This is a genomic window from Winogradskyella sp. SM1960 (assembly GCF_020179375.1).
Lineage (GTDB): Bacteria > Bacteroidota > Bacteroidia > Flavobacteriales > Flavobacteriaceae > Winogradskyella > Winogradskyella marina.
Window position 1 is genome coordinate 134,045 of the sequence record NZ_JAICBG010000005.1, and the last position, 25,057, is coordinate 159,101.

20 protein-coding genes and 1 riboswitch are annotated in these 25,057 nt (G+C 34.9%); of the genes, 15 read left to right on the top strand and 5 right to left on the bottom strand.

Annotated features, from left to right (window positions below):
- The first annotated feature begins 30 nt into the window (after positions 1-30).
- The 9 genes from K1X16_RS12985 (at position 31) to K1X16_RS13025 (ending at position 12,801) form a co-directional block, all read left to right on the top strand.
- A complete protein-coding gene (locus K1X16_RS12985) occupies positions 31-1,137 on the top strand; it encodes a polysaccharide lyase family 7 protein (RefSeq protein WP_410530020.1) in 1,107 nt (368 codons plus the stop codon).
- Positions 1,138-1,154: 17 nt separating this feature from the next.
- Positions 1,155-1,922 (top strand): SDR family NAD(P)-dependent oxidoreductase, encoded by a 768-nt coding sequence (locus K1X16_RS12990; protein WP_225036716.1) that lies wholly within the window; start codon positions 1,155-1,157, stop codon positions 1,920-1,922.
- 139 nt (positions 1,923-2,061) lie between these two features.
- Entirely contained in the window at positions 2,062-4,353 is a 2,292-nt protein-coding gene (locus tag K1X16_RS12995; protein WP_225036717.1) for an alginate lyase family protein, read from the top strand.
- A 10-nt stretch (positions 4,354-4,363) separates the two neighbouring features.
- Positions 4,364-4,735, top strand: coding sequence for a cupin domain-containing protein (locus K1X16_RS13000; RefSeq protein ID WP_195871073.1), 372 nt, complete (start codon positions 4,364-4,366; stop codon positions 4,733-4,735).
- A 297-nt stretch (positions 4,736-5,032) separates the two neighbouring features.
- Positions 5,033-8,215, top strand: coding sequence for a SusC/RagA family TonB-linked outer membrane protein (locus K1X16_RS13005; protein ID WP_225036718.1), 3,183 nt, complete (start codon positions 5,033-5,035; stop codon positions 8,213-8,215).
- A gap of 10 nt (positions 8,216-8,225) precedes the next feature.
- On the top strand, positions 8,226-9,650 hold the full coding sequence (locus K1X16_RS13010; RefSeq protein ID WP_225036719.1) for a RagB/SusD family nutrient uptake outer membrane protein: 1,425 nt from the start codon (positions 8,226-8,228) through the stop codon (positions 9,648-9,650).
- Positions 9,651-9,947: 297 nt separating this feature from the next.
- Complete coding sequence (locus K1X16_RS13015) at positions 9,948-10,661, top strand: FadR/GntR family transcriptional regulator (RefSeq protein WP_195871076.1); 714 nt, start codon at positions 9,948-9,950, stop codon at positions 10,659-10,661.
- Between the two features lie 10 nt (positions 10,662-10,671).
- Positions 10,672-11,988, top strand: coding sequence for an MFS transporter (locus K1X16_RS13020; RefSeq protein WP_195871077.1), 1,317 nt, complete (start codon positions 10,672-10,674; stop codon positions 11,986-11,988).
- Positions 11,989-12,039: 51 nt separating this feature from the next.
- Complete coding sequence (locus K1X16_RS13025; protein ID WP_195871078.1) at positions 12,040-12,801, top strand: SDR family NAD(P)-dependent oxidoreductase; 762 nt, start codon at positions 12,040-12,042, stop codon at positions 12,799-12,801.
- 200 nt (positions 12,802-13,001) lie between these two features.
- On the opposite strand, the gene K1X16_RS13030 is transcribed toward K1X16_RS13025, so the two are convergent.
- A complete protein-coding gene (locus K1X16_RS13030; RefSeq protein WP_225036720.1) occupies positions 13,002-14,021 on the bottom strand; it encodes a LacI family DNA-binding transcriptional regulator in 1,020 nt (339 codons plus the stop codon).
- A 146-nt stretch (positions 14,022-14,167) separates the two neighbouring features.
- Here K1X16_RS13030 and K1X16_RS13035 point away from each other — a divergent pair, with 146 nt between their 5' ends.
- The 4 genes from K1X16_RS13035 (at position 14,168) to K1X16_RS13050 (ending at position 17,539) form a co-directional block, all read left to right on the top strand.
- Positions 14,168-15,214, top strand: a complete 1,047-nt coding sequence (locus K1X16_RS13035) for a sugar kinase (RefSeq protein ID WP_195871080.1) — start codon at positions 14,168-14,170, stop codon at positions 15,212-15,214.
- A gap of 95 nt (positions 15,215-15,309) precedes the next feature.
- Complete coding sequence (locus K1X16_RS13040; RefSeq protein WP_195871081.1) at positions 15,310-15,978, top strand: bifunctional 4-hydroxy-2-oxoglutarate aldolase/2-dehydro-3-deoxy-phosphogluconate aldolase; 669 nt, start codon at positions 15,310-15,312, stop codon at positions 15,976-15,978.
- A gap of 3 nt (positions 15,979-15,981) precedes the next feature.
- The gene (locus tag K1X16_RS13045) at positions 15,982-16,497 is read left to right on the top strand and encodes a LacI family DNA-binding transcriptional regulator (protein ID WP_195871082.1); all 516 of its coding nucleotides are present in this window, start codon (positions 15,982-15,984) and stop codon (positions 16,495-16,497) included.
- Positions 16,498-16,720: 223 nt separating this feature from the next.
- Complete coding sequence (locus K1X16_RS13050) at positions 16,721-17,539, top strand: DMT family transporter (protein ID WP_225036721.1); 819 nt, start codon at positions 16,721-16,723, stop codon at positions 17,537-17,539.
- Here K1X16_RS13050 and metF read toward each other — a convergent pair.
- The 4 genes from metF to K1X16_RS13070 form a co-directional block, all read right to left on the bottom strand.
- Positions 17,536-18,489 carry a methylenetetrahydrofolate reductase [NAD(P)H] gene (gene metF / locus K1X16_RS13055; RefSeq protein ID WP_225036722.1) on the bottom strand — a complete coding sequence of 318 codons (954 nt, stop codon included), beginning with the start codon at positions 18,487-18,489 and terminating at the stop codon, positions 17,536-17,538. The two genes, K1X16_RS13050 and metF, sit on opposite strands and share 4 nt — an antisense overlap.
- A gap of 80 nt (positions 18,490-18,569) precedes the next feature.
- On the bottom strand, positions 18,570-21,278 hold the full coding sequence (gene metH, locus K1X16_RS13060; protein ID WP_225036723.1) for a methionine synthase: 2,709 nt from the start codon (positions 21,276-21,278) through the stop codon (positions 18,570-18,572).
- 26 nt (positions 21,279-21,304) lie between these two features.
- Positions 21,305-22,306, bottom strand: a complete 1,002-nt coding sequence (locus K1X16_RS13065) for a homocysteine S-methyltransferase family protein (protein ID WP_195871086.1) — start codon at positions 22,304-22,306, stop codon at positions 21,305-21,307.
- Positions 22,307-22,378: 72 nt separating this feature from the next.
- Positions 22,379-23,548 carry a trans-sulfuration enzyme family protein gene (locus K1X16_RS13070; protein WP_225036724.1) on the bottom strand — a complete coding sequence of 390 codons (1,170 nt, stop codon included), beginning with the start codon at positions 23,546-23,548 and terminating at the stop codon, positions 22,379-22,381.
- A 101-nt stretch (positions 23,549-23,649) separates the two neighbouring features.
- Positions 23,650-23,773: riboswitch (SAM riboswitch) on the bottom strand.
- Positions 23,774-23,907: 134 nt separating this feature from the next.
- Here K1X16_RS13070 and K1X16_RS13075 point away from each other — a divergent pair.
- Entirely contained in the window at positions 23,908-24,498 is a 591-nt protein-coding gene (locus K1X16_RS13075; RefSeq protein ID WP_195871088.1) for a HupE/UreJ family protein, read from the top strand.
- A gap of 105 nt (positions 24,499-24,603) precedes the next feature.
- Positions 24,604-25,056, top strand: a complete 453-nt coding sequence (locus tag K1X16_RS13080; RefSeq protein WP_195871089.1) for a deoxycytidylate deaminase — start codon at positions 24,604-24,606, stop codon at positions 25,054-25,056.
- Position 25,057 lies beyond the last annotated feature (1 nt).

The following is a 25,057-nucleotide window of genomic DNA, read 5'->3' on the forward strand; positions in this document are numbered from 1 at the left end:
TCAAAAAAAATGAAACTAAATAAAAAAATAATGAATAAAAAAATCAACTCAGTTATAGCAAAGTTTTTAGTTGTTTGTTTATTTCTAGCTGTGCAAAGCTGTAAAAACGAAACAAAAGACGCAAAGAAATCAACAGAATCAAGTACAGAAAATGTAGCAAAAAAGGTATATGCTAGTGACGTAATTCCATTTTTTGATGATTGGAAATTAATTTTAGGTGATGGCTCTAATGTAGGTGTTGCCAATAATTTTGAAAACAAGGATTTCTTTTATACTGTAAAAGAAGGTAACGAGAATTGGGTCGTATTTAAGTCACCAAATGGCGGAGATACGCATGGAACATCGAATAATACGAGAACCGAATTGGCTCAAATGAAAAAATGGTATCCTAAGACAGCTGATGATAAATTAACTGCAACCTTAAAAGTAATGAATGTTTCAGCGACTGGGGATGCTCGAGTAGCTGCTTCACATGCCGTTGTGGTTGGTCAAATTCATAGTGCAGACAAACATGAAAATGAACCTCTAAAGATTTTTTATAAAAAATTCCCTGGTCATACTAAAGGATCCGTTTTTTGGCATTATGAAATCAATACAGCAGGCGATGATAATTCGGGGAGATGGGATTATTCTACGGCAGTTTGGGGTAACGATTTTTCTGTAGTGGGAGCTGAAGAAAATACGTATCCTGAAGAACCTAAAGATGGTATCGCTTTAGGTGAGGAGTTTAGTTATGAAGTTGCGGTAAAAGATGGAATTATGACCTTGAATTTTAAGAGTGAAGGTCATGAAACCAAAACATTTACAAAAAATTTAATAGAATCAGAATACACAACAATGGCGGATATACCTGAACAAACTCAAAAATTATTTGTGCCTCTTGGACAAGATGGAGTAGAGCGCGAGGGGGCATATACTGGTGAGGGCTGTTTTTTTAAGTTAGGTGCTTATAATCAAACTAATGGAAAATCACCCGACGTAAATAAAAATTGGTGTTCTGGTGCTGAAACTCATAATGGTGATATTGAAAAACAATATGCAGACGGAAACTATGCTGAGGTTTGGTTTAAAACAGGAAGTATATCCGTAAGTGAAACTGCGGTGTCTAATGAGGGGTATTTTTCTAAAAACGATTAAATTAATTAAAGATTATTATGATAAATAATAAATTAAAAGGTAAAAACATTTTAATAACCGCTGGTGCTCAGGGTATTGGTGAAGCTATTACGAGACGTTTTATAGATAGTGGTGCCAATGTTGTGATACACTATTTTTCTAGTGCGGATACCGCGAATGAATTGGTACAGTATGCGACCGAAAAAGGATTAAAAGCTGCTGCTGTTAAAGGGGATTTAACCATAGAACCCGACGCAAATGCTTTGGTTTCCGAAACTATAGCAAAGTTGGGAGGTTTAGACATATTAATTAATAATGCAGGCTCTTTAGTGGCGCGTAAAATGCTAAATGAAATGGAGACAGATTTTTGGCATAAGGTAATGGACATCAATTTAACTTCTATGATGTTAGTAACTCGTGCAGCAGCTCCGTATTTAGCTATAAATAGTAATAGTAGTATTGTGAATTTGGCTTCTTTAGCTGGTCGTAAAGGTGGACATCCAGGATCTCTAGTGTATTCTACGAGTAAAGGGGCAATCCTAACATTTACAAGAGCGCTCTCTACTGAATTAGGAGGTCAGGGTACTCGAGTAAACGCGGTGGCACCAGGACTAATTCTGGGTACGTCGTTTCATAATACGCACACAACAAAGGAATCGGCTGCCGCTACAACAGCAGGCATACCAATTCAGCGTGCCGGAAATGCAGACGATGTAGCTAGAGCGGTTCTCTATTTAGCGTCTGAATACGATGGGTTTATAACCGGTGCAACATTAGATATAAACGGAGGCGTTTACAATATGTAAGTGCTTACTGCTAGGAGTATTTATTCCCAAGGTTAATTTTGGATAGTTTTGTGTTAAATGTCTATACTTTTTTTGGATAAATACAAAAATCATGTATATTGGTAAACCAATCTGGTTAACCAATTATTAATTAAAACAAATGGGAAAACGACTTCAAAGTAAAATTTTAATATTTGCTTTAATTACAAATGTGTTCACTGTGTTTTCGTATCAAATTGAAAACACAGCGAACATAGTAAATAATGATAATATAGTTTCAAACGTCATTCATCCCAAGCTTATTTTAACCGCTCAAGGGGTTGAAGATATAAGAGAGCAGTTAGGGAGTATTCCAATTTTTGACAAAACTTTAGCGAAAGTCAAAGCTGAAGTTGATGCTGAAATAGCGGCAGGAATAGAAGTGCCAATTCCAAAAGATTATTCAGGCGGTTATACCCATGTAAGACACAAACAAAATTGGGTGATTTTGCAAAAAGCAGGTGTTTTATATCAACTTCTAGATGATGAAAAATATGCTAAGTATGTAAAAGATATGTTGATGCAATATGAAGCGATTTATAAAACACTTCCTGTGCATCCAAAAACAAGATCTTATGCAAGAGGTAAGCTGTTCTGGCAGTGTTTAAATGATTCTAACTGGTTGGTATATGTAAGCCAGGCCTATGACTGTATCTATAATTACTTAACGAAAGCAGAGCGTACAAAATTAGAAACCAATCTGTTTCGACCATTTGCAGATTTTATTTCAATCGAAAATCCACAATTTTATAACAGAGTGCATAACCATAGTACATGGGGAAATGCTGCTGTTGGTATGATTGGTTTGGTAATGGATGACGATGAGTTGATTCAGCGTGCTTTATATGGTATTCCCGGAGCGGATTTAGACAGAAATGCTAAAGATGATGACGGTGGTTATATTAATAAGGATGGTAAAGCTGGATTTTTGGCAAATATAGAAGAGCCTTTTTCTCCAGATGGGTATTATAATGAAGGGCCGTATTATCAACGGTATGCTATGTATCCGTTTTTGATTTTTGCGGAGGCACTTCACCATGTAAAACCAGAGTTAGGTATTTTTAATTACAAAGGAGGTGTCCTGTTAAAATCCATAAATGCTTTATTAAACCTATCCGATGCGGATGGCGATTTCTTTCCGCTTAACGATGGTCAAAAAGGGATGTCTTATTATACTAGTGCGTTAGTTACTGCTGTAGACATTTCGTATCATTTTGGAGGGCAAAATCCCGAATTATTATCTATTGCAAAAGAACAAGATCGTGTTTTGTTAGATGATTCAGGTTTGGCTGTGGCTTTGGGCATTAAAAATGGATTTCAAGAGCCATTTAATAAAAAGTCGATCAATTTGTCTGACGGTCCAGATGGCACACAAGGTGGGGTTAGTATTTTAAGGACTGAAGATTTAGAACTTGCTTTTAAATATGCCGCACAAGGATCTAGCCACGGACACTACGATAAACTGTCTTTTTCCTTATATGAAAAAGGGGAGGAAGTCATTCAAGATTATGGTCTAGCGCGTTTCGTAAATATTGAGCAAAAAGGAGGAGGTAATTATTTAAAAGAAAATAAGACTTGGGCAAAACAAACTATAGCTCATAATACCGTAACCCAAAATGAAACATCGCATTTTACAGGTAAATATGATATAGGAAGTTTACACCATTCTGATTTGCATTATTTTTCTTCTGAAAATAAAAATGTCCAAGTCGTCAGCGCTATTGAAGAAAATGCCTATCCAGGTACGACTATGCTTCGTACTATGGCAATTATTAAAGATGCAGATTTTGAAAAACCATACATGCTCGATATTATGAAGATAACTTCAAATAAAGCCAATCAATATGACTTGCCATTTTACTTTTTAGGACAAGTGTTACAAACAAATTTCGAATATAAAACTCCACAAACTTTGAAACCATTAGGTACTGAGAACGGTTATCAGCATTTATTTGTGGAAGGTATTGCTAGTGGAAATAACGATAATTCTAAACTGTCTTGGTTGAATGATAATAAATTCTATACTTTAACCTCTGTAACACGTGCTAATGACGAATTGTTATTTACAAGAATTGGGGCAAATGACCCCGACTTCAACTTAAGACGCGAACCTGCAATACTGTTGAGAAGAAAAAACAGTAAGCATACAACGTTCGTGTCAACTATTGAGGCTCATGGTAGTTACAGTCCAGTTACAGAATCCGCGGTAAATTCAAATAGTAGTATTAAAGCTGTAAAAATACTATTAGATACAGACGATTACACGGTCATTGCAATTACAAGTGTAAAGGACAATACAAAACTATTTATTACAGCGAATAGAGATGCAATGCAAAGTACAGTACATAAATTAGTAGTAGATCAAAAAGAGTTTACTTGGGAAGGCTCTTTTGTATTAATTGAAAATAAATAAAATAAAAATTATGAAACGATTTAGTGAAAAGTATGTCATCACAAAAGATATGGAATGGGAAGAGCTCGGAGGAGGAGTATCTAGGAAGTTCTTAGGTTACGATAACCAGATTATGATGGTACAAGTTAAATTCGAAAAAGGAGCATTAGGATCTCCACATCAACATTTTCATACGCAAGCGACCTATTGTGTGTCGGGTAAATTTGAATTTGAAATTGATGGTGAAAAGAAAATTGTGGAGGCGGGTGATGGCGTATATATTGAGCCTAACTTATTACATAGTGCTGTTTGTCTAGAAGCAGGGATGTTAATTGATACATTTAGTCCGGTAAGGGAGGATTTCTTAAGTGGTGGTGCAGTATCTTATTTTGGAGACAAATAGTCTCAGTAATAACAACTACAATGATTAATTGTTAGAAACTGATGTTTTGAGGTAGAATAGCCACACCTGGAAATATTGTTTGCTATTTTACCTCAAACATTTGCTATTTTAACATATAAAAATTACGAAAACGTTATAATTAACAAATATTTGTATATATTTGGTAAACCAATTTGGTAAACCAGTTTGGTTAACCAAGAAGATAGCACGATAAAAGCTCTAAATTTAATTGTGTTAAACCAAGCCTATTCAACGGGGCTAATCAATAACTAATAAAATTAATCTAAACAATGAATTATGAATTTAAAAGTTAAACTTACTACAGTCGTTGCGCTTCTCTTTAGTGTAATGATTTTTGCTCAAGATGGCTTCACTGTGTCAGGTGTAGTGACTTCGGCTGCTGATAATATGCCTATTCCAGGCGCTAATATTATCGTTGCAGAAACAACCACAGGAGCAACAACAGATTTTGACGGTAATTATCAATTACAAGTCAAAAAGGGAGATGTTTTAAAATTCTCTTACGTAGGATATGTTACTCAAAGTATAATTATCGATTCTCAAACAACAATTAATGTGCAATTAGTTGAAGATACTAGTGCATTAGAAGAGGTTGTTGTTGTTGGGTATGGTACACGTAAAAAATCACACCTTACGGGATCGGTATCGAGTGTCGGAGGTGAGGATGTTGCAGCTGTTCAGGTTGCTCGTGTAGACGAAGCGTTAGCAGGTAAGTTATCTGGTGTTTTAATTCAGAACCAAGATGGATCACCGGGTGCTGCCCCAAAAATTCAAATAAGAGCAGCTTCATCTATTTCAAGTGCGTCAAATCCATTAATAGTTGTTGATGGCTATCCGATTTCAGGTGGTTTAGAAACTGTAAACCCAAATGATATCGAAAGTTTAGAGGTATTGAAAGATGCGGCATCTGCTGCTATTTATGGTTCTAGAGGTGCAAATGGTGTTATCTTAGTGACCACTAAAAAAGGAAAATCCGGTAAGGCGACTTTTAGCTATAACGCGTACACCAGTGTTTCTAGCAAATACCGTGATAATATTCTTAAATCGTCTAATGAGTGGGGTGCATTTGCAAGATCAGAAATTGCTGCAGGGAATTGGCCTGGTACTGTTAATAGTACTGATCCTGCTTTTTTAGAATACAGATTAAGTGCTTTAGAGAATGCACCAGGAGCGATTAGTCCAGAAGATTGGCTTTTCAGAAGTGGTAGTGCTACAAGTCACGATTTTAGCATGAGTGGAGGTTCAGAAGATGTAAATTATTTTGCTTCAATTGGTTATCAAGATGCGACAGGTGTAATAATCACTGAAGGATTTCAAAGATTGAACGCACGTTTAAACGTAGATGCGAAATTAGGAGAAAAATTTAAAGCAGGAGTAAGCTTTAATGGGTATTCATCTGATAGAGATATTTTAGGTCATGATATGAGAGATTTATTGAGATCAACTCCAAACAGTCCTATCTATCATACTGAAGAATCTATTGCATTTGTTCAAGCCTTAGATGCTCAAGCTCAAAGCTTAGGATTAGATGCATTTGACGTTGGCTATAGAGGTTCGGGTTATGAGGCTAGTAGTATTTATGATTTAGAACCAGGAATGGCATCGCAAGATTGGCATTATGGAAGAAGCAACAATGGTATTGGTGGTTCTGGTGATGCAGGTCCTGCCGCAAAGCTCGACAATACAGAGCGTTGGGAAAAAACATATTTTGGTAATGTAAGCTCTTATTTACAATATGAGATTATAGATGGTTTAAATGTTAAGACTGTTTTAGGTGGTGACCTTAGAGATACTCAGTTTTATGAACACAGATTACTAGGTTTTGATTCTAGAGCAAGAACGTCTCAAACCTATATGGATCAAACAGATCTTAAAGTCTCTTCAGTATTGAGTGAAACGACTTTAAATTACGCAAAAGAAATTGGTAAACATGATATCTCTGCAGTAGCAGGTGTTGAATTTCAAACGACAACTTTGATAGGAACTCGTTTAGATGGAGCTAATGTTCCAGATAGTAATGTTCTTAATTATAACTTGTTTGATCCTGCTGATATAACAGTAACAGAAAGAGATGAGACAAGAGCAAGAGAGAGTGTTTTTGGAAGAGTGAACTACGCTTACGATGATCGTTTCTTACTATCAGCATCTGTGCGTAGAGATGGTGATTCTCGTTTCGGATCTAATGAGCAATACGCCACATTTCCGGCGGTTTCTTTAGGATGGAATGTGCATAATGAATCCTTTTTAGAAAATAATAATACATTAAGCAGATTAAAATTAAGATTTAGCACAGGGTCTTTAGGAACGACTTCGTTTTTAGGATCATATGATGCTTTAAGTCTATTAGATCCTTCTGCAACGATCTATGGAACAGGATTCTTGATACCGTCAAATAGTGCCAATGATAATTTAACATGGCAAACAAACACAGAGACGAATTATGGTGTTGATTTTGGAGTGTTAAACAACCGATTTACATTAGGTATAGATTATTATACTTCAGATATTGAAGATATTTTAATTAATCAAGCTCAGTCTGAAGTATTAGGTAATCCATCTGCAATACTAAATGTTGGTGATGTTAGAAGTTCAGGATGGGAATTTGAATTAGTTGCCAGATTAATCAATAATGATAATTTTTCATGGAGCATGAGTGGTAACTTATCTACAGTTGATACGGAAATTACTAATTTAGGTGGTTTAGATGAATTACCTCAAGTAATTTATGGTATAAGTGGTAGAGGTCCTGTATTTAGAAATTATGTCGGTGGTAGCATTGGTGAAATGTGGGGATTAGAAACTACAGGAGAGGTTGAAATGGAATATGTAGCAGATGGAACAAGATATCCGAATGGTCGGTCTGGAGAGTCTTATGTTGTAGATCAAAATGGCGATGGTATTATTGATGCAACTAGAAGTGTTGCTGACGGTGGTGATTTAGTTAAAATTGGACAAAACACACCCGATTTTTACTGGGGAATGTCGCATAATATGAAATATAAAGATTTCGATATGTCACTTCAATTTCAAGGGTCACATGGTGCAGAAGTTTATAATGTAGATCCACTTTACTACGGCTCTCAATGGGGAGGATTGTTAGCGGATAGTTTTGATGCTAATGACGATGGTATTGCTGATCACAATGGCGAATTTTATGTGCCAAACAGAAATCAAACAGATGCTACAGTTCAGGATGCTTCTTTTATCGCTTTGAGAAATATAACTATAGGTTATACATTAAAAAATGATCTTACAAGTAAGATTGGCTTAAGCTCTGTTAGAGCATATATTGCTGCAACTAACTTATTATACATATGGGCAGATGATTATACATCATATAACCCAGAGGGTATTGCAACGTCTGGTAGCGATTATTTAGGACCAACAACATATGGTGCTCAATTTGGAGCTAGTCCAATTGTAAGAAGTTTTACTTTAGGTTTAAATGTTAATTTTTAAATAAAAAAAAATGAAAAAAATATATATACTATTAGGTTCATTACTGTTTATTACAGCATGTTCTACGGATTTAGATCAATCGCCCCCTAATATCGCTAGTTCCGATTCATTAACTGATTACGAAGGTGTTTTAAATGCAGCATATTATTACCAATTGGGAAGTGTTACTCCAATGGCAGTAATGGGAGAGTTTAGAGCAGACAACGCTGTAATGGATGAAGCTCCATATACAGAGTTCGATGAATATGATAATGGTCTAACAGCCATGGAAGATCAATTTTTTGGCCCTTTTTATACGGCTTTATATAAGTCTATTTTAAGTACAAATTCTGTTATCGAAAATTCCACGAATGAAACGCATATTGGAGAAGCAAAATTTTTAAGAGCTTTATCTTATTTTAAATTAGTTCAGGTTTTTGGTGATACTACAGTGAACTTATCGTCTTCACCAAGTCTTGAAGATACGTCTATCCTGGTAAGAACGCCTGCAAATGAGGTGTACAATGATGTTATTATACCAGATCTATTGGATGCAATAGATGCTTTAGATGCTTCTATTGTAGATGGTAGAGCGTCAAAATATGCTGCGCAAGGCTTATTAGGTAAGGTTTATGTTACTATGGGTGATTTTATCAGTGCAGAACCACATTTAGAAGCTGTTGTTAACGGAGCTGCTGGTGCAGGCATTAGTTTAAAGGCTAATTACAATGAGATTTTTGGTGCTGTAAATGAGGTAGAAAATTCAGAAATTATTTTCGCTACTCAAATTTCAAGTTCTATTATAGATGAATATTCACCAGCTACCGATTTTTGGAACTGGTATGTGGGAGATGATCCAAAAGCCGACCTTCCTGTTGATCCTGATTTAATTGCTGCTTTTGAAGCTGTTGCAGGAGAGATTACAAATCCTACTTCAGATCCTTTACGACCAGATGGTGGTGATTTAAGAAGGAGAACTATTATTAAGACTAATGAAGTATTAGGTATTGACCCTGTTACAGAAGAAGAAATCGTTGTTGCAGAAGAAGAAGTTTTAACCATTTCAAAATTTCCGAAAGAAGGTGGCCTAGGTGCTGAACACGATTGGATAGAATTAAGATTAGCAGATATTATATTATTATATGCAGAGACATTAAATGAAAATGGTGCTCCTGCTTCAACAGTATTGCCATTATTAGACGATATTAGAACAAGGGCTGGCTTAAATAGTTTAACAGGAACACAAACGACACAGGCTGGAGTAAGACAAGCTATTTTAGATGAAAGAAGGTTAGAGTTAGCTTTCGAAGGACAGAGATGGTTTGATTTAGTGAGAACAGGAACCGTAGATGCTGAAATGGGATTAACAATTAATAGTGATTACTATTTATTTCCTGTGCCAGTTTCAGAAGTATTGGCTACTCGTGGAGTTATTACTCAGAATTCAGGATATTAATATATAATAGATTTCTTTCTTTGTAGATTATTTGAGTCGTTCAAAATTGACAAGTTGGTTTTACAAAGAAAGAAATTAGCTCTAGGAATTAAGTTTTTCTAAAATATAAAGAAGTCAATTATAATTGAGGGATTATTAGGCTTATTTGAGTTAGTCGCTTATTGAATTCTATTGGTATTTAGTTGTATAAGTAGAATTCTTTAAGCACTAATATTTGTCTCATATAAACTGGTATTTGTATATTATTTATATAACTTTAGCGCTTTAAATCTGGTTAACCAATTTTAAGTTTAAGATATGAAATTAGAAGTAGCAACAAAAATAGATAGTATTGAGACGCAAAAAACGATTATTTCTAAAATAGGAGAGCTTATTAATTTAAAAAATCTCGAACCTGGTGATAAGTTACCTTCAGAGCGAATGTTATCTGAAAAATTTGAAGTCACAAGAAGTAACGTTAGAAGAGCTATTCAAAAATTAGAGTTTTACGGATTATTAGAATCTATTCCACAAAGTGGAACTTTTGTAGCTAATATTGGTGTGATTGCCATGAATGGAATGATAGAGGATATTCTAAAATTAGAGGATCCTAATTTTAAATCTTTAGTTGAGACTAGAATATTATTAGAACTAAAAACGGTCAGACTCGCGTCCCTCAGAAGAACGGATGAAGATTTAGAACGGATAAAGGAAGCTTTAGATGCCTATGAAAAAAAGGTATTAAAAGGTGAAGACGCAGTTCAAGAAGATTTGTTATTTCACTTAGCTATAGCTAAAGCTAGTGGAAATAGTTCGCTAAATAATTTTATGTTAATCATTACGCCTGAAATTATTACAAATTTTGAAAAATACCACGTTTGTGATAAAAGTTTATCACATCAAGGTATAGAGGAGCATAATTTAATTTTCGATGCCATTAAGAAACAAGATCCTAAATTGGCAAAACAAAAAATGAAAGATCACTTTAAAGTGTTATATCAATATTGCTATAACATTAAAAAATCACCTTAATTCAATTTAAATGAAAGAAATAGGTAAAAAAATTAAAAGTTTAAGATGGTGGGTTATCGGCTTAATTGCATTAGCTACCGTAATCAATTATATTGATAGACAAGCACTGCCTGTGCTTTGGCCTGACATTGCTGAGGATTTATATCCAGAGAAGTCAACATTTGAACGAAAAGAAATATATGGATTAATTTCAGTAATTTTTATTTTTTCCTATGCTTTTGGCCAAGCTATTTTTGGTAAGATTTTCGATAAATTAGGAACAAGGATAGGGTTCGCACTTTCCATTGGTTTTTGGTCTATAGCCACAGCATTACATGCCTTCGCTAAGGGAGTGGTAAGTCTTAGTATTTTTCGTACGTTATTAGGTGTTTCTGAAGCGGGTAACTGGCCAGGTGCTGCAAAAGCAAACGCTGAATGGTTTCCAACAAAAGAACGAGCATTTGCACAAGGACTTTTTAATTCGGGGGCTGCCATCGGTGGTATTGTTGCCTTTCCTACAATAGGGCTTCTATCGGTTTACTTTCATTGGACATGGATTTTTATATTAATAGGAGCATTAGGGGTATTATGGCTTATTCCTTGGTGGATTCTAGTAAAGTCACCACCTAAAAATCATCCATGGATAACTGATGAAGAACGTGAGTATATTTTAACAGGTCAAAAGAATCAAGATTTAGATAACGATGGTGAATTTGATGAAGGCTATAATCCGGATACGGGTAAAATGCTTAAGCATAAAGAAAGTTGGGGGGTAATTATTGCATCTGCAGCTTTAGACCCAATTTGGTGGCTATTTATCTTCTGGATTCCTATTTACTTAAATGAAGTATATGGAATGGATGTGAAATCTATTGGTTTCTATGCTTGGGTACCTTATGTTGGAGCAATGCTAGGAGCTTGGTTTGGTGGGCTATTGGCTCAGAATCGCATCAAAGTCGGTTGGTCAGTAAACAAAACACGTAAGTTTGTAATTACACTTGGTTGTGTAATTATGTTACCTATGTTGTTTGCTATGGCAGACCCAGGAGGACCTACAACAGCGGTGTTATTTATGGCGGTAATTTTGTTTGGTTTTCAAACCGCTATTGGAAATGTTCAAACCTTACCAAGTGATTTGTTTGGAAGCAAATCCGTAGGTACACTTTCAGGGTTTGCCGGTACTGCCGCTAAATTAGGAGCAGCTGGATTAACATCACTAGTGCCTTGGTTAACGATGGGTGGTAATTATGCACCAGCATTTATTATTGGCGCAACACTAGCGGTAGTAACTGTGTTAAGTGTCTGGGTATTGATACCAAATATTGCACCACTAAAAAAATCAAAATAAATTCAATTGAATACATTATAAAAACAAGTATAATTTTAAGATTAAAAACAAATGAGTAACAAAGGAAAAGTAGCAGTTGTAACAGGAGCTACAGGAGGAATAGGTTTTGAAGTAGCAAAACGATTAGGTAAAGATGGCTATACTGTATTTTTAAATGGTATTAACGATAAAGCAGGTGAAGAAAGAATTAAAGAACTTGCTGCCGAAGGTATTACAGCAGAGTATTATGGCTTTGATGTTACCAAAGAAGACGACGTAGCGGCGAACATCAAAAAAATTGGTGATAAGCACGGTAAAATTGATGTGCTAGTAAATAACGCAGGTGGTTTAGGTGGTAGATCTAGGTTTGAAGATATGACGACTGAATTTTACAGAAATGTAATGGCGCTTAATCTTGATTCAGTATTTTTTGCGTCAAGAGCAGCAATACCATACTTAAAGAACGGTGAGCATCCTTCTATAATTAATTATACATCTAACGCTGGTTGGACAGCAGGAGGACCAGGAGCTGGAATCTATGGTACGTCAAAAGCTGGTGTTCATGCAATTACTAGAGCATTGGCAAAAGATTTAGCTGAATATGGCATTAGAGTAAATGCAGTATCACCGGGTACTATTGATACACCTTTCCATGCACAAATCAAGTCTACAAAACCTGAGGTGTTTAAATCTTGGGCAAATAATATTATGCTTGGTAGATTAGGTCAGCCAGAAGATGTAGCTGGTGTTATTTCTTTTTTAGCAAGTAAGGATGCATCGTTTATTACGGCAGAGACCATTCAAATTGGAGGTGGACAAGCATTGGGAATTTAATTTCAATTAAGGTTTAGTTTAAGTTAAACTTTTGATTTGAATTTTAGCTGAGAAAGTGATTAAGCAATGTCTTAATCACTTTTTTTTTGCTCTAATTGTTATCGGTTTGTTCGTTATTTAGAATGAAATTTCCACTATAAGCTTTAGGGTTGAATTGAAACGCGAAGTGGTTTATTAACTTTTAGGGAAGTTCAATTTAATTATTTCGAGGAATCTCTAACAATCAATTCTGCATCTAAGATGATTTTATTCAAACTTTGTTTTACGTCATCTTTAGCCGCATAATCTAGAAATGTGTTTGCTGCAATACGACCAATATCTTTACTATGTTGATCTATACTAGTCATAGACGGGCTTACTAAAGATGTAAAAGGTTCGTTGCCAAAACCGACCAACCGTATGTCGTTAGGAACATTTATTCTATTCTCATTTAACACTTGTAATGCACCCAGAGCAGCATAATCACTTGCGGCATAAATTGCATCAGGTCTATCTTTCAATTTTAGAAGTTTTTCCATTTTTAATCTGCCATCCTCAAGCGTAAGAGCACTTTCTACAATAAGACTATCATCAATAGGAAGTTTATTTTTCTTCAAAGCATCAACATATCCTCTAATTCTGTTGTTAAAGATTCGCGTTCGCCTATAGCCTCCAATATGCGCAATGCGCTTACAGCCTTTTTCAACCAAATGTTCAACGATAACATGACTACTGTCATAATCATTAATACCGACGTAATCTACATTAAGATCATTTTCACCACGATCAAATAGTATAAGCGGGATGCCGTTTGATTTTATTTTCTCGTAATGTGATAAATCAACAGTTTCATTTGCCATTGAAGCTATAATGCCATCCACTTGAGTGTATAAAAGCGTGTCAATATTCTTACATTCTTTTTCAAAAGATTCATTAGATTGTGTAATGATAATGTTGTAGCCAGCTTTATTAAGAACAGCCTCCATATTTTCGAGAACGGAAGAAAAGAAATTACTATTAGTACGTGGTACAATAACCCCAACTAAGTTACTTTTTCCCTTTCTTAAAGCGCTGGCCAAATGATTGGGTTGATAATTAAGTTCTTTTGCAACACGTTTAACGGCGTCTTTTGTTCTGTCACTAATGCGGGAATCATCATGCATTGCTTTAGAAACTGCTGCAGGAGAAATATTTAGCTTTACAGCAATGTCTTTTAGTGTTGTTCTTTTTTTATTCGCCAAGTTTTTATATATTTGCTTAATCGATTAAGCAAATATAGCATTTTAACAATAAAAATCAAATCATGTACGTTTTGATTTATTTTTAAACCAATTGCTTAATCGATTAACTAAAAATGATAATTTAACTAAATAAACAAATATTCAGGATGAAAAAAGTGGTCACTTTTGGAGAAATTATGCTAAGATTAGCACCTCAAGGTTTTTTAAGATTTTCGCAAGCTAATAATTTTGACGCCATCTATGGAGGTGGAGAATCTAACGTAGCTGTATCATTGGCAAATTACGGTGTGCCAGTTGATTTCGTAACGCGTTTACCTAAAAATGATATTGGTGAATGTGCTATGATGGAAATGCGAAAAAGAGGAGTAGGCGTTGATAAAATTATCTATGGTGGAGACCGTTTAGGAATTTATTTCTTAGAAACAGGTGCCGTAAGTAGAGGTTCTAAAGTCGTTTATGATAGAGCACATTCTGCTATTTCTGAAATTGAACCAGGCATGGTAAATTGGAAAGACGTTTTTAAAGATGTGGCTTGGTTTCATTGGACTGGTATTACTCCTGCAATTTCTCAAGGTGCAGCAGACGCCTGTTTAGAAGCTGTAAAAGTAGCTAGTGAAATGGGTGTTACTATCTCTACAGATCTTAATTATAGAGCTAAACTTTGGACGTTTTGTGATGATGCACATAGAGAAAAAATAATGAGTGAATTAACATCGTATTGTGATGTTGTTTTAGGAAATGAAGAAGATGCTGAAAAACATTTTGGAATTCATCCTGAAGGTTTAGACGTTCATAAACATGGACACGATGTAAAAGCGGAAGCATTTTTATCGGTGTGTAAGCAAATGATGGAAAAATTCCCTAGAGCTAAAAAAGTGATTACAACACTAAGAGGATCTATTTCTGCATCTCATAATACCTGGGCAGGAGTTTTATATGATGGTAAAAAAATGTATGAAACACGTCAATACCAAATTACAGATATCGTAGATCGTGTTGGTGGAGGTGATTCATTTATGGGTGGATTAATCTACGGATTATTAAAATATCCTGAAGATGATCAAAATGCATTAGATTTTGCCGTTGCAGCGTCTTGTTTAAAACACACTATAAAAGGTGATGCTAACTTAGTTACCGTTTCTGAAGTAGAAAAATTAATGGGAGGTGATGCCTCTGGTAGAGTAGCAAGGTAAATTCATGAAAAGTTTACGGTCGTAATACACAGTACCAAAACATTACTGAAAAAGTAGCTGAATACATACACTACAAAACGAATAAACATATAAAAATGGCAAATTATACAAGAATAGAAGTAGCAAATGTTATGAAACAAACCGGAATGGTTCCATTGTTTTATAACGCGGATATAGAGATAAGTAAAAAAGTAATTAAAGCAACTTACGATGGTGGAGCGCGTTTGTTAGAGTTTACAGCACGTGGAGATTTCGCTCACGAAGTTTTCGGAGAGCTAAACAAGTGGGTTCTTAAAGAATTACCAGGAATGATTATGGGAGTTGGTTCTGTAACAGATGCTGCGTCTGCTTCACGTTTTATGGCTTTAGGGGCTAACTTTATCGTAACTCCAGTGTTAAGAGAAGACATCGCCATTGTATGTAATAGACGTAAAGTAGCTTGGTCTCCAGGATGTGGCTCATTGACTGAAATATGTAGAGCAGAGGAATTGGGTTGTGAGGTTGTTAAGTTGTTTCCAGGTGGAATTTACGGACCAGATTTTGTAAAAGCAATCAAAGGTCCTCAGCCATGGACAAGTGTAATGCCTACAGGTGGTGTGTCTCCAACTAAAGAAAATTTAGAAGGTTGGTTTAAAGCCGGTGTAACTTGCGTAGGCATGGGCTCTAAATTAATTGCAAAAGGTGCAGACGGTAACTATGATTTAGCAAAAATTGAATCGGATACTAGAAATGCATTAAGTATAATTAGTACTTTAAAATCATAACTATTGAAATCGTCAGCTGTAACTATAAAAGAATTGTCTTCTTTATCTGGATATTCGATATCCACAGTGTCTAAAGCCTTAAATAATAAGCTTGAGATTAGTAAAGCTACACGCGAAACAATTAAAACTATAGCAAAACAGCATGACTATGTACCAAATAGTTATGCTGTTTCACTTAGAATGCGAAAAACGGGTTCTATTGCTGTAATTGTTCCTAAGGTTACCGAGGCTTGCTATGGTCAGACGCTTTGTCATTTGCAAAAATCGGCAGAAAAATTTGGTTATAGAATTCTATTTTATCAATCATTTAATTCTACGACTAAAGAGTTAAATTATATTAAAAGTCTTAGCGATGGCTCTATTGATGGAATTATTGTTGTTTCGGCAGAACATAGAGAAAAGTCGCAATTTTCAAATCATTCATTTCCTGTTGAGCTACTTCATATTGACTGTAGTCAAACTCTCGAAGATATAAAACAACTTACCTACACGAGTTTAATAAATGTTTTAAAAGGTTAGCTTTTTCTGAGAAACCGTATTTTCAATCTTACATTGTAATAGCGATACAAAACGATCACATATTTTTCATAATCGTTGGGATCTTTTTTTGAACTTAATCAATTCAAATAACGGATAAGAATGTGTTCAATAGAGTATGTTTTTAAATGCAAATGGCTACTTTGGACCCAATACATTATTTACTTTTAAAAAATCTTAAATTCTGAAAAGAGCAATACAGTACATGATAATTAGTGCATTAGCATTTACATTTTTAAATGTATTGGTAAAGTCACTTAATAGCTTTAGTGTTTATCAGATTGTATTTTTTAGATCTATCGGTACGTTGTTTTTTACAATACCATTTTTACTTAAAAATAAAATCCCTTTATTGGGACATAAAAGAGGTTTAATGATAGGAAGGAGTGTTTTTGGCTTAATTTCTATGACGTTATTCTTTTTGTCACTAAAGTATATAGCTATGGGAACTGCCGTTTCTATTCGCTATATAGCACCTATTTTTGCGGCATTTTTTGCATTGTTCATTTTAAAAGAGAAAATAAAACCATTGCAATGGTTTTATTTTGCTATTGCATTTGCAGGAGTTTTGTTATTAAAAGGTTTTGATTCACAAGAAGAAATAACCGGTATTTTATTAGCCATATCATCCGCTTTATTTGCAGGTTTAGTGTATATCATGATTCGTAAAATAGGCACAGCTGATCATCCTGTGGTTATTGTAAACTATTTTATGATCATTTCGGCTGCGATTGGTGGCCTATTATCTATAAAAGGATGGATAAATCCATCTGGAAAAGAATGGCTTATCTTTTTAAGCTTAGGTGTTTTCGGCTATTTTGCACAATTGTATATGACTAAAGCCATGCAGGTTGGTGAAACCAATGAAGTTGCTCCTTTAAAATATTTGGAAGTTATTTTCACCATGATTATTGGCCTAGTTTGGTTTGGAGAAATCTATACGTTTTGGTCTTTAATGGGAATTTTACTCATTATTTTAGGTTTAACTTTAAATGTTGTTTCTAAGAGAAAACCTAAATCTTAAAACAAGGCTGAAGCTATAGCTTTTACATTATCACTTTTTCCCATGGAGTAATAATGAAGTACTGGTACACCCGCATTTTGTAATTCTTTAGATTGGTTTATAGCCCACTCAATTCCAACTTGTCTAACGTCCTTATTGCTTTTACAACTGTCTACAGCTTCTATTAACTCTTCTGGTAAATCTATTTTAAAAACTTGCGGTAACAATTGTAAATGACGCTTTACTGCAATAGGTTTTATACCTGGAATTATGGGTACATTAATGCCTTCTGCTTTGGCTGCTTCAACAAATTCAAAATACTTTTGGTTATCAAAAAACATTTGAGTGACAATATAATCTGCACCAGCATCTACTTTTTGCTTTAGACGTTTTAAGTCTGTTTTTAATGAAGGAGCTTCTAAGTGTTTTTCGGGATAGCCAGCGACTCCAATACAAAAATCAGATTTGTCATCAGCTTCAAGAACATCGTGTAAATAGTGTCCCTTATTAAGATTTTGAATCTGACTTACTAAATCTTTTGCATATTGATGTCCACCTTCACATGCTTCAAAATATTGTTGATGTTTCATAGCGTCACCACGTAAAGCCATCACATTATTAATGCCTAAATAATGACAATCTACAAGTAAATATTCGGTTTCTTCTTTAGTGAATCCTCCGCATAGTACATGTGGTACCGTATCAACGTCATATTTGTGTTTTATAGCTGCACATATACCAACGGTTCCTGGTCGCATACGTGTAATTTTTCGGTCTAAAAGCCCATCTTTTTTAATGTATAGATACTCTTCTCTAGACGTTGTAACATCTATAAATGGTGGTTTAAACTCCATTAAAGGATCTATATTATTATATAATTGCTGAATGCTATTTCCTTTTTTCGGTGGAATAATTTCGAAGGAAAATAATGTCTTTCCGTTAGCTTTTTTTATGTGATCTGTAACTTTCATGTTTACTTCCCACGAAGGTGGGAATCTTTTTAATTAATAATTTATTTATCAATAGATTCCTGTTTTCACAGGAATGACAGTTAATCAGCAATATTTGGACTTAACCATTTTGTTGCCTCTTCGTTTGAAATATTTCGACGTTTACTATAGTCTTCAATTTGGTCTTCTTTAATTTTTCCTAAGCCAAAATATCGCGCTTCTGGATTCGCAAAATAATAGCCACTCACACTTGCTGCTGGCCACATTGCTAAACTTTCTGTAAGTTTTACTCCAATGTTTTCCTCAACATTTAACAGCTTCCAAATGGTGGTCTTTTCTAAGTGATCCGGACAAGCAGGATAACCAGGTGCAGGTCTTATTCCTTTATAACTTTCTTTTATAAGTTCTTCATTGGTTAAATGTTCGTTTTGATCATAATTCCAATGTTTGGTTCGCACTTCTTTGTGTAAATACTCTGCGAATGCTTCGGCTAATCGGTCTGCTAAGGCTTTTATCATAATCGAATTATAGTCATCATGATTGGCTTCAAATTGAGCTGCCAATTCTTGAGTTCCAAATCCTGTTGACACACAAAAACAACCCATATAATCTTGTTTTCCTGTTGTTTTTGGTGCAATAAAATCAGCTAAGGCTATGTTTGGTTTACCTTTTGCTTTTTTAGATTGCTGACGAAGAGTTAGGAATTTGTATGTCTCTTCACCTGTGAGATCTCTCGACTGCGCTCGAGATGACAATACGACCTCAATATCATCATCATTAACTGAATTAGCTTCAAACAATCCAAAAATAGCTTTTGCTTTTAAAAGCTTTTCTTTGAAAATACGCTGTAATAAAAGTTGCGCTTCTTTAAACAATATGGTTGCTTGTTCTCCAACCACATCATCAGTTAGAATGGCTGGATATTTTCCATGTAAATCCCAACTTCTAAAAAATGGTGTCCAATCAATAAATTCTTCGAGTTTGGTGATATCAAAATCTTCTAAAATTTGAATGCCCAATTGATTTGGTTTTACAATCTCAGAGGTATTCCAATTTATTTTGAATTTGTTTTTACGAGCATCAGCTATCGTTAAATATTCTTTTTTCTTGGTGCGTTTTAAGAACTGCTCTCGGAAGGCATCGTACTCTTCACGAATTTGGTTTTTATAAAGCTTACTGTCTTTCTTAAGTAAATCGCCAACAACGGTTACAGCTCTGGAGGCATCATTAATATACACAACAGTATTGCTATAATGTGGTGCAATTTTTACAGCAGAATGCGCTCTTGAGGTTGTTGCACCTCCAATAATTAAGGGAATTTCAATGTTTTCTTTTTCAAGGGCTTTAGAAACGTAAACCATTTCATCTAATGATGGTGTAATTAGTCCACTCAATCCAATGATATCAACCTTTTCTTTGATCGCGGTTTCTACAATTTTTTCTGGTGGAACCATAACACCAAGGTCAATAATTTCATAATTATTACAGCCTAAAACAACGCTAACAATATTCTTTCCGATATCGTGAACATCGCCTTTTACGGTTGCCATTAAAATACGACCTGCAAATTCTTGTTTTCCATCTTTTTCGGCTTCAATAAAGGGTTGTAGGTAAGCAACAGCTTTTTTCATAACTCGTGCCGATTTTACCACTTGAGGCAAAAACATTTTACCACTACCAAATAAATCGCCTACCACATTCATTCCGATCATAAGATGCCCTTCAATAACCTCAATAGGTTTATCTGAGGCTAAACGTGCTTCTTCAACATCTTCAATAATAAATTTATCTATGCCTTTAACTAAACCGTGCGTGATTCTATCTTGCAATGGATCATTTCGCCATTCGAGAATATTTGCAGATTGTGCGGACGAGTCGCGACTTGTACCAACAAGTGATTCCGCGATTTCCATCAAACGTTCTGTGGCATCGTCGCGTCTATCGAAAAACACATCTTCAACACGTTCTAATAAATCTTTATCTATTTCGTCATAAATCTCGAGCATTGTTGGGTTAACAATTCCTAAATTCATTCCATTTTTAATGGCATGGTATAAAAATGACGAATGCATTGCTTCACGCACAACATTGTTTCCTCTAAATGAAAAAGACACATTACTTACCCCTCCAGAAACGTTAGCATGCGGTAAATTTTCTCTAATCCATTTGGTGGCTTCAAAGAAATCGAGTGCATTTCTGCGGTGTTCATCCATTCCTGTTGCAACCGGAAAAATGTTAGGATCGAAAATAATATCTTGGGCAGGAAACTTTAGTTCGTTAACTAAAATGTGATATGAACGTTTACATATTTCAATACGTCTATTGTAATTGTCGGCTTGTCCTTCTTCGTCAAAAGCCATAACCACAACAGCAGCTCCGTAACGTTTAATGAGTTTTGCATGGTGTTTAAATTCGGCTTCACCTTCTTTTAAGCTAATTGAATTAACAACACATTTCCCTTGTGCCACCTGTAAACCAGCTTCAATAATTTCCCATTTAGAACTATCGATCATTATTGGGATTTTAGAAATGTCAGGTTCTGAAGCTATGAGATTTAAAAAGGTAGTCATGGCATAAACACCATCTAGCATACCTTCGTCCATGTTAACGTCTAAAATCTGAGCACCTCCATCAACTTGGTCTCTAGCTACTTCTAAAGCTTCATCGTATTTTTCTTCTTTTATTAAACGAAGGAATTTTCGAGAGCCTGTTACGTTGGTACGTTCTCCTATATTTATAAAATTACTTTCTGGTGTTACAACCAAAGGTTCTAAGCCTGAAAGTGTGAGATATTTTTTTATTTGAGTCATGTTAGTATTTTCAAAATGGATTCCGTCTACGCAGGAATAACAGTTTTTCTAGGTTCATACTTCTGCGCCACTTCTGCAATTGCTTCTATATGTGCAGGACTTGTGCCACAACATCCTCCTATTATATTAATGAGATGGTCTTTGAGGTAGCTTTCAATAAATTGCTGCATTTGTTTTGGAGATTCTTCATATTCACCAAAAGCATTTGGTAGTCCTGCGTTAGGATGAGCTGAAGTAAAAAATTCAGTTGCGTTAGATAACCTTTGTAAATAGGGCTTTAATTGTTCTGCTCCAAGTGCGCAGTTAAAGCCAACACTTAAAAGTGGAATATGAGATATAGAAGTTAAAAAAGCTTCAACTGTTTGTCCTGATAAGGTTCTGCCAGATGCATCAGTAATTGTTCCAGAGACCATAATTGGAATATCGATATGGCGTTCTTCTTTAACTTCTTCAATGGCAAATAAGGCAGCTTTAGCATTTAATGTGTCAAAAATAGTTTCTACTAATAGCAAATCTACACCACCATCAATTAAGGCTTCTACTTGCTGTTTGTAGGCAATTCGTAATTCATCAAACGTAATAGCTCTATATTCTGGTCGGCTAACGTCTGGCGATAAACTTGCCGTTTTATTTGTTGGCCCTATGCTTCCAGCAATGAATCGAGGCTTTTCAGGATTTTCTTTCGTGAATTTTTCTGCGACTTCTTTGGCTATGCGTGCAGATTCGTAATTAAGCTCGTAAACTAAGTCTTCCATATCGTAATCTGCCATGGCTATTGTGGTGCCCGAAAACGTATTGGTTTCTACAATATCTGCTCCAGATTCAAAATATTTGGCGTGCACTTCGGCAATAGCTTTAGGCTGCGTTAACGACAATAAATCGTTGTTTCCTTTTAAAGGAGATGGATAATCTTTGAAGCGTTCGCCTCTAAAATCTTCTTCCGAGAAATTATATTGTTGCAACATAGTTCCCATGGCTCCATCGAGAACTAAGATTCGTTTTTGTAATTCTTGTTTTATTTTGCTCATAATGTTTATGTGTTCTCGATACCATTTTATTCTCCCGAAAGCTTTCGGGATCTAAAATCACTCGAACTGACGCTAGTTTTCTAGGGCTTGTTTTAAATCTTTAATAATATCTTCAGGATGTTCTAAACCTACAGAAACGCGTATCAATCCGCCTGTAATTCCTGTTTGTAGTCGCACATCTTCTGGTATTTTAGCATGTGTTGTAGATGCAGGATGTGTTACAATACTTCGTGTATCTCCTAAGTTTGCAGACAGTGATAATAATTGAATTGTATTTAGAAATTTTCTACCAGCTTCTATACCTCCTTTGATTTCAAAAGCGACTACATTTCCTCCTAGTTTCATCTGCTTTTTTGCTAATTCGTATTGTGGATGTGATTTTAAGAATGGATATTTTACAAAATTGACGTTGTGATGAGATTCTAAAAACGTCGCAATTTTTAAGGCATTTTCACAATGTCTATCAACTCTAACCGGTAATGTTTCTAAACTTTTTGAAAGAATCCAGGCATTAAATGGTGATAATGATGGACCTGTATTTCGAGAAAATAAATATATTTTTTGAATTAATTCTGAGCTACCAACCGTTATACCACCTAAAACTCTGCCTTGTCCGTCTATTAATTTGGTTGCCGAGTGAATGACCAAATCCGCACCAAATTTAATGGGTTGTTGTAGGTAAGGCGTCGCAAAACAATTGTCTATAATAAAAATGAGATTGTGCTTTTTTGCGATGTCTCCCAAACGTTGTAAATCTAAAATATCGACAGCAGGATTTGTTGGGCTTTCTGCATAAATTACTTTAGTATTGGGTTGAATAAGATTTTCGATCTTGTCTAACTCATCAACTTTAAAATAATTATTTGAAATATTCCATTTAGGTAATATGTTATTGAGTAAGGTTTGGGTTGACCCAAAAATACTACGACACGATACAATATGATCTCCTGCATTAAGGATAGCTGCAAATGTTGAAAATACGGCAGACATACCAGATGCAAAGGCATAACCACGTTCTGCACCTTCCATTAAACAGATTTTTTCTACAAATTCTGATGTATTTGGATTAGAGTATCGGCTGTAAATATTACGTTGTTTTTCGTCTGCGAAAGAAGCACGCATATCTTCTGCATCCTCAAAAACATAACTCGATGTTAGATATAATGGATTAGAATGCTCTAAAAATTGTGAGCGTTCCATTTGCGTTCGTATGGCTTGTGTTTCAATATGTTTTGAACTCATTTTTCTACGGTTTAATTAGTACAAAAAAAACGAAATACGTCTCAGACGTATGTATAGAAAAATGTTATAAAGAGTTGTAATTACAGGTGTGCAATTATGTTGGGTTATCTATCCAATTGTGCGATAAATGAATCGACAATTACGTAGAAGTTAGCACCTTCTTAATAAGTTTAAGGGTTGCTAAGGTTTCAAAGGGTCTAATCCCTCCACCTTTCTTGATAACATTTCAATACGTTGTTTGAACTTTGAAATACAATATTCCGAAAGAAAATAGTATAATACAAATTTTATTCACTTTATTTTAATAGAAACATGTTGCATTTTAATTGTAACTTTGATTTTCTCAAATAAAGTTGATTATGTTAGAAAATTTCTGGTTTAATGTGCAATATGGCATGAACCATGTTTTAGATATCAATGGTTACGACCATGTCTTATTCTTAATGGTATTAGCTGTGCCTTACGTTTTTAAAGATTGGAAGCGTGTGCTTATTTTGGTTACAACATTTACCTTAGGACACACACTATCTTTAATTATGGCGGCTTATGGTATTGTAAGTGTTAATGGAAAATTAGTAGAATTTTTAATTCCAATTACTATTTTAATTGCTGCACTTTACAATGTATTTACAGCAAGTAAAACATCTAAATCTAATAAAATTAGTGTACTGTTTTTAGTAACGTTATTTTTTGGACTTATACACGGTTTGGGTTTTGCAAGAGAATTTAAAATGTTTGCAGGTCAGAACGAAGGTAAATTAGGACTTCTTATAGAATTTGCTTTGGGCATTGAGTTGGCTCAGGTTATCGTTGTATTTGTTGTGCTATTTCTTGGGTTTTTAGGTCAGACGATCTTTAGATTTTCACGTCGCGATTGGATGATGGTAATTTCTGCTGTTGTGATAGGGTTAGTGATTCCGATGATTATAGGAAGCGATTTACTTAATTAAGCTAAAAAAGATTGGTAAAACTTTAACGCGATGTAAATGGGTTATAAAATACTATCCGTTTATCTTCGTTACTAACATGATAGCTTTGTATAACACTTATTATTAATGCCAAAGACAAAACAATTACGTTACGATAAAGCCTATTTGCGCATTGCAAAAGAATGGGGAAAATTATCGCATTGTAAACGGAAACAAGTAGGAGCCCTTATTGTAAAGGATAGAATGATCATTTCAGACGGTTACAATGGTACACCAACTGGTTTTGAAAACTATTGTGAAGACGATGAAGGCTATACTAAATGGTATGTGTTACATGCCGAAGCTAATGCGATTTTAAAAGTAGCATCGTCTACACAATCTTGTCAAGGGGCAACGTTATATATTACGCTTTCACCTTGTAAAGAGTGTAGCAAGTTAATTCATCAAGCAGGAATAGTAAGGGTTGTTTACCATCAAGATTATAAAGATTGTTCAGGAATTGATTTTCTAAAAAAAGCAGGTATAGAATTAGAGCTTATTGAAGATCTAAATGAAGATTCTCGTTTTCACGAGAAATAAT

Bases quoted from the DNA above. Each gene is read 5' to 3' on its own strand.
- K1X16_RS12985 (WP_410530020.1), top strand. From the start codon at position 31: ATGAATAAAAAAATCAACTCAGTTATAGCAAAGTTTTTAGTTGTTTGT.
- K1X16_RS12990 (WP_225036716.1), top strand. From the start codon at position 1,155: ATGATAAATAATAAATTAAAAGGTAAAAACATTTTAATAACCGCTGGT.
- K1X16_RS12995 (WP_225036717.1), top strand. From the start codon at position 2,062: ATGGGAAAACGACTTCAAAGTAAAATTTTAATATTTGCTTTAATTACA.
- K1X16_RS13000 (WP_195871073.1), top strand. From the start codon at position 4,364: ATGAAACGATTTAGTGAAAAGTATGTCATCACAAAAGATATGGAATGG.
- K1X16_RS13005 (WP_225036718.1), top strand. From the start codon at position 5,033: ATGAATTTAAAAGTTAAACTTACTACAGTCGTTGCGCTTCTCTTTAGT.
- K1X16_RS13010 (WP_225036719.1), top strand. From the start codon at position 8,226: ATGAAAAAAATATATATACTATTAGGTTCATTACTGTTTATTACAGCA.
- K1X16_RS13015 (WP_195871076.1), top strand. From the start codon at position 9,948: ATGAAATTAGAAGTAGCAACAAAAATAGATAGTATTGAGACGCAAAAA.
- K1X16_RS13020 (WP_195871077.1), top strand. From the start codon at position 10,672: ATGAAAGAAATAGGTAAAAAAATTAAAAGTTTAAGATGGTGGGTTATC.
- K1X16_RS13025 (WP_195871078.1), top strand. From the start codon at position 12,040: ATGAGTAACAAAGGAAAAGTAGCAGTTGTAACAGGAGCTACAGGAGGA.
- K1X16_RS13035 (WP_195871080.1), top strand. From the start codon at position 14,168: ATGAAAAAAGTGGTCACTTTTGGAGAAATTATGCTAAGATTAGCACCT.
- K1X16_RS13040 (WP_195871081.1), top strand. From the start codon at position 15,310: ATGGCAAATTATACAAGAATAGAAGTAGCAAATGTTATGAAACAAACC.
- K1X16_RS13050 (WP_225036721.1), top strand. From the start codon at position 16,721: ATGATAATTAGTGCATTAGCATTTACATTTTTAAATGTATTGGTAAAG.
- metF (WP_225036722.1), bottom strand. From the start codon at position 18,489: ATGAAAGTTACAGATCACATAAAAAAAGCTAACGGAAAGACATTATTT.
- metH (WP_225036723.1), bottom strand. From the start codon at position 21,278: ATGACTCAAATAAAAAAATATCTCACACTTTCAGGCTTAGAACCTTTG.
- K1X16_RS13065 (WP_195871086.1), bottom strand. From the start codon at position 22,306: ATGAGCAAAATAAAACAAGAATTACAAAAACGAATCTTAGTTCTCGAT.
- K1X16_RS13070 (WP_225036724.1), bottom strand. From the start codon at position 23,548: ATGAGTTCAAAACATATTGAAACACAAGCCATACGAACGCAAATGGAA.
- K1X16_RS13075 (WP_195871088.1), top strand. From the start codon at position 23,908: ATGTTAGAAAATTTCTGGTTTAATGTGCAATATGGCATGAACCATGTT.
- K1X16_RS13080 (WP_195871089.1), top strand. From the start codon at position 24,604: ATGCCAAAGACAAAACAATTACGTTACGATAAAGCCTATTTGCGCATT.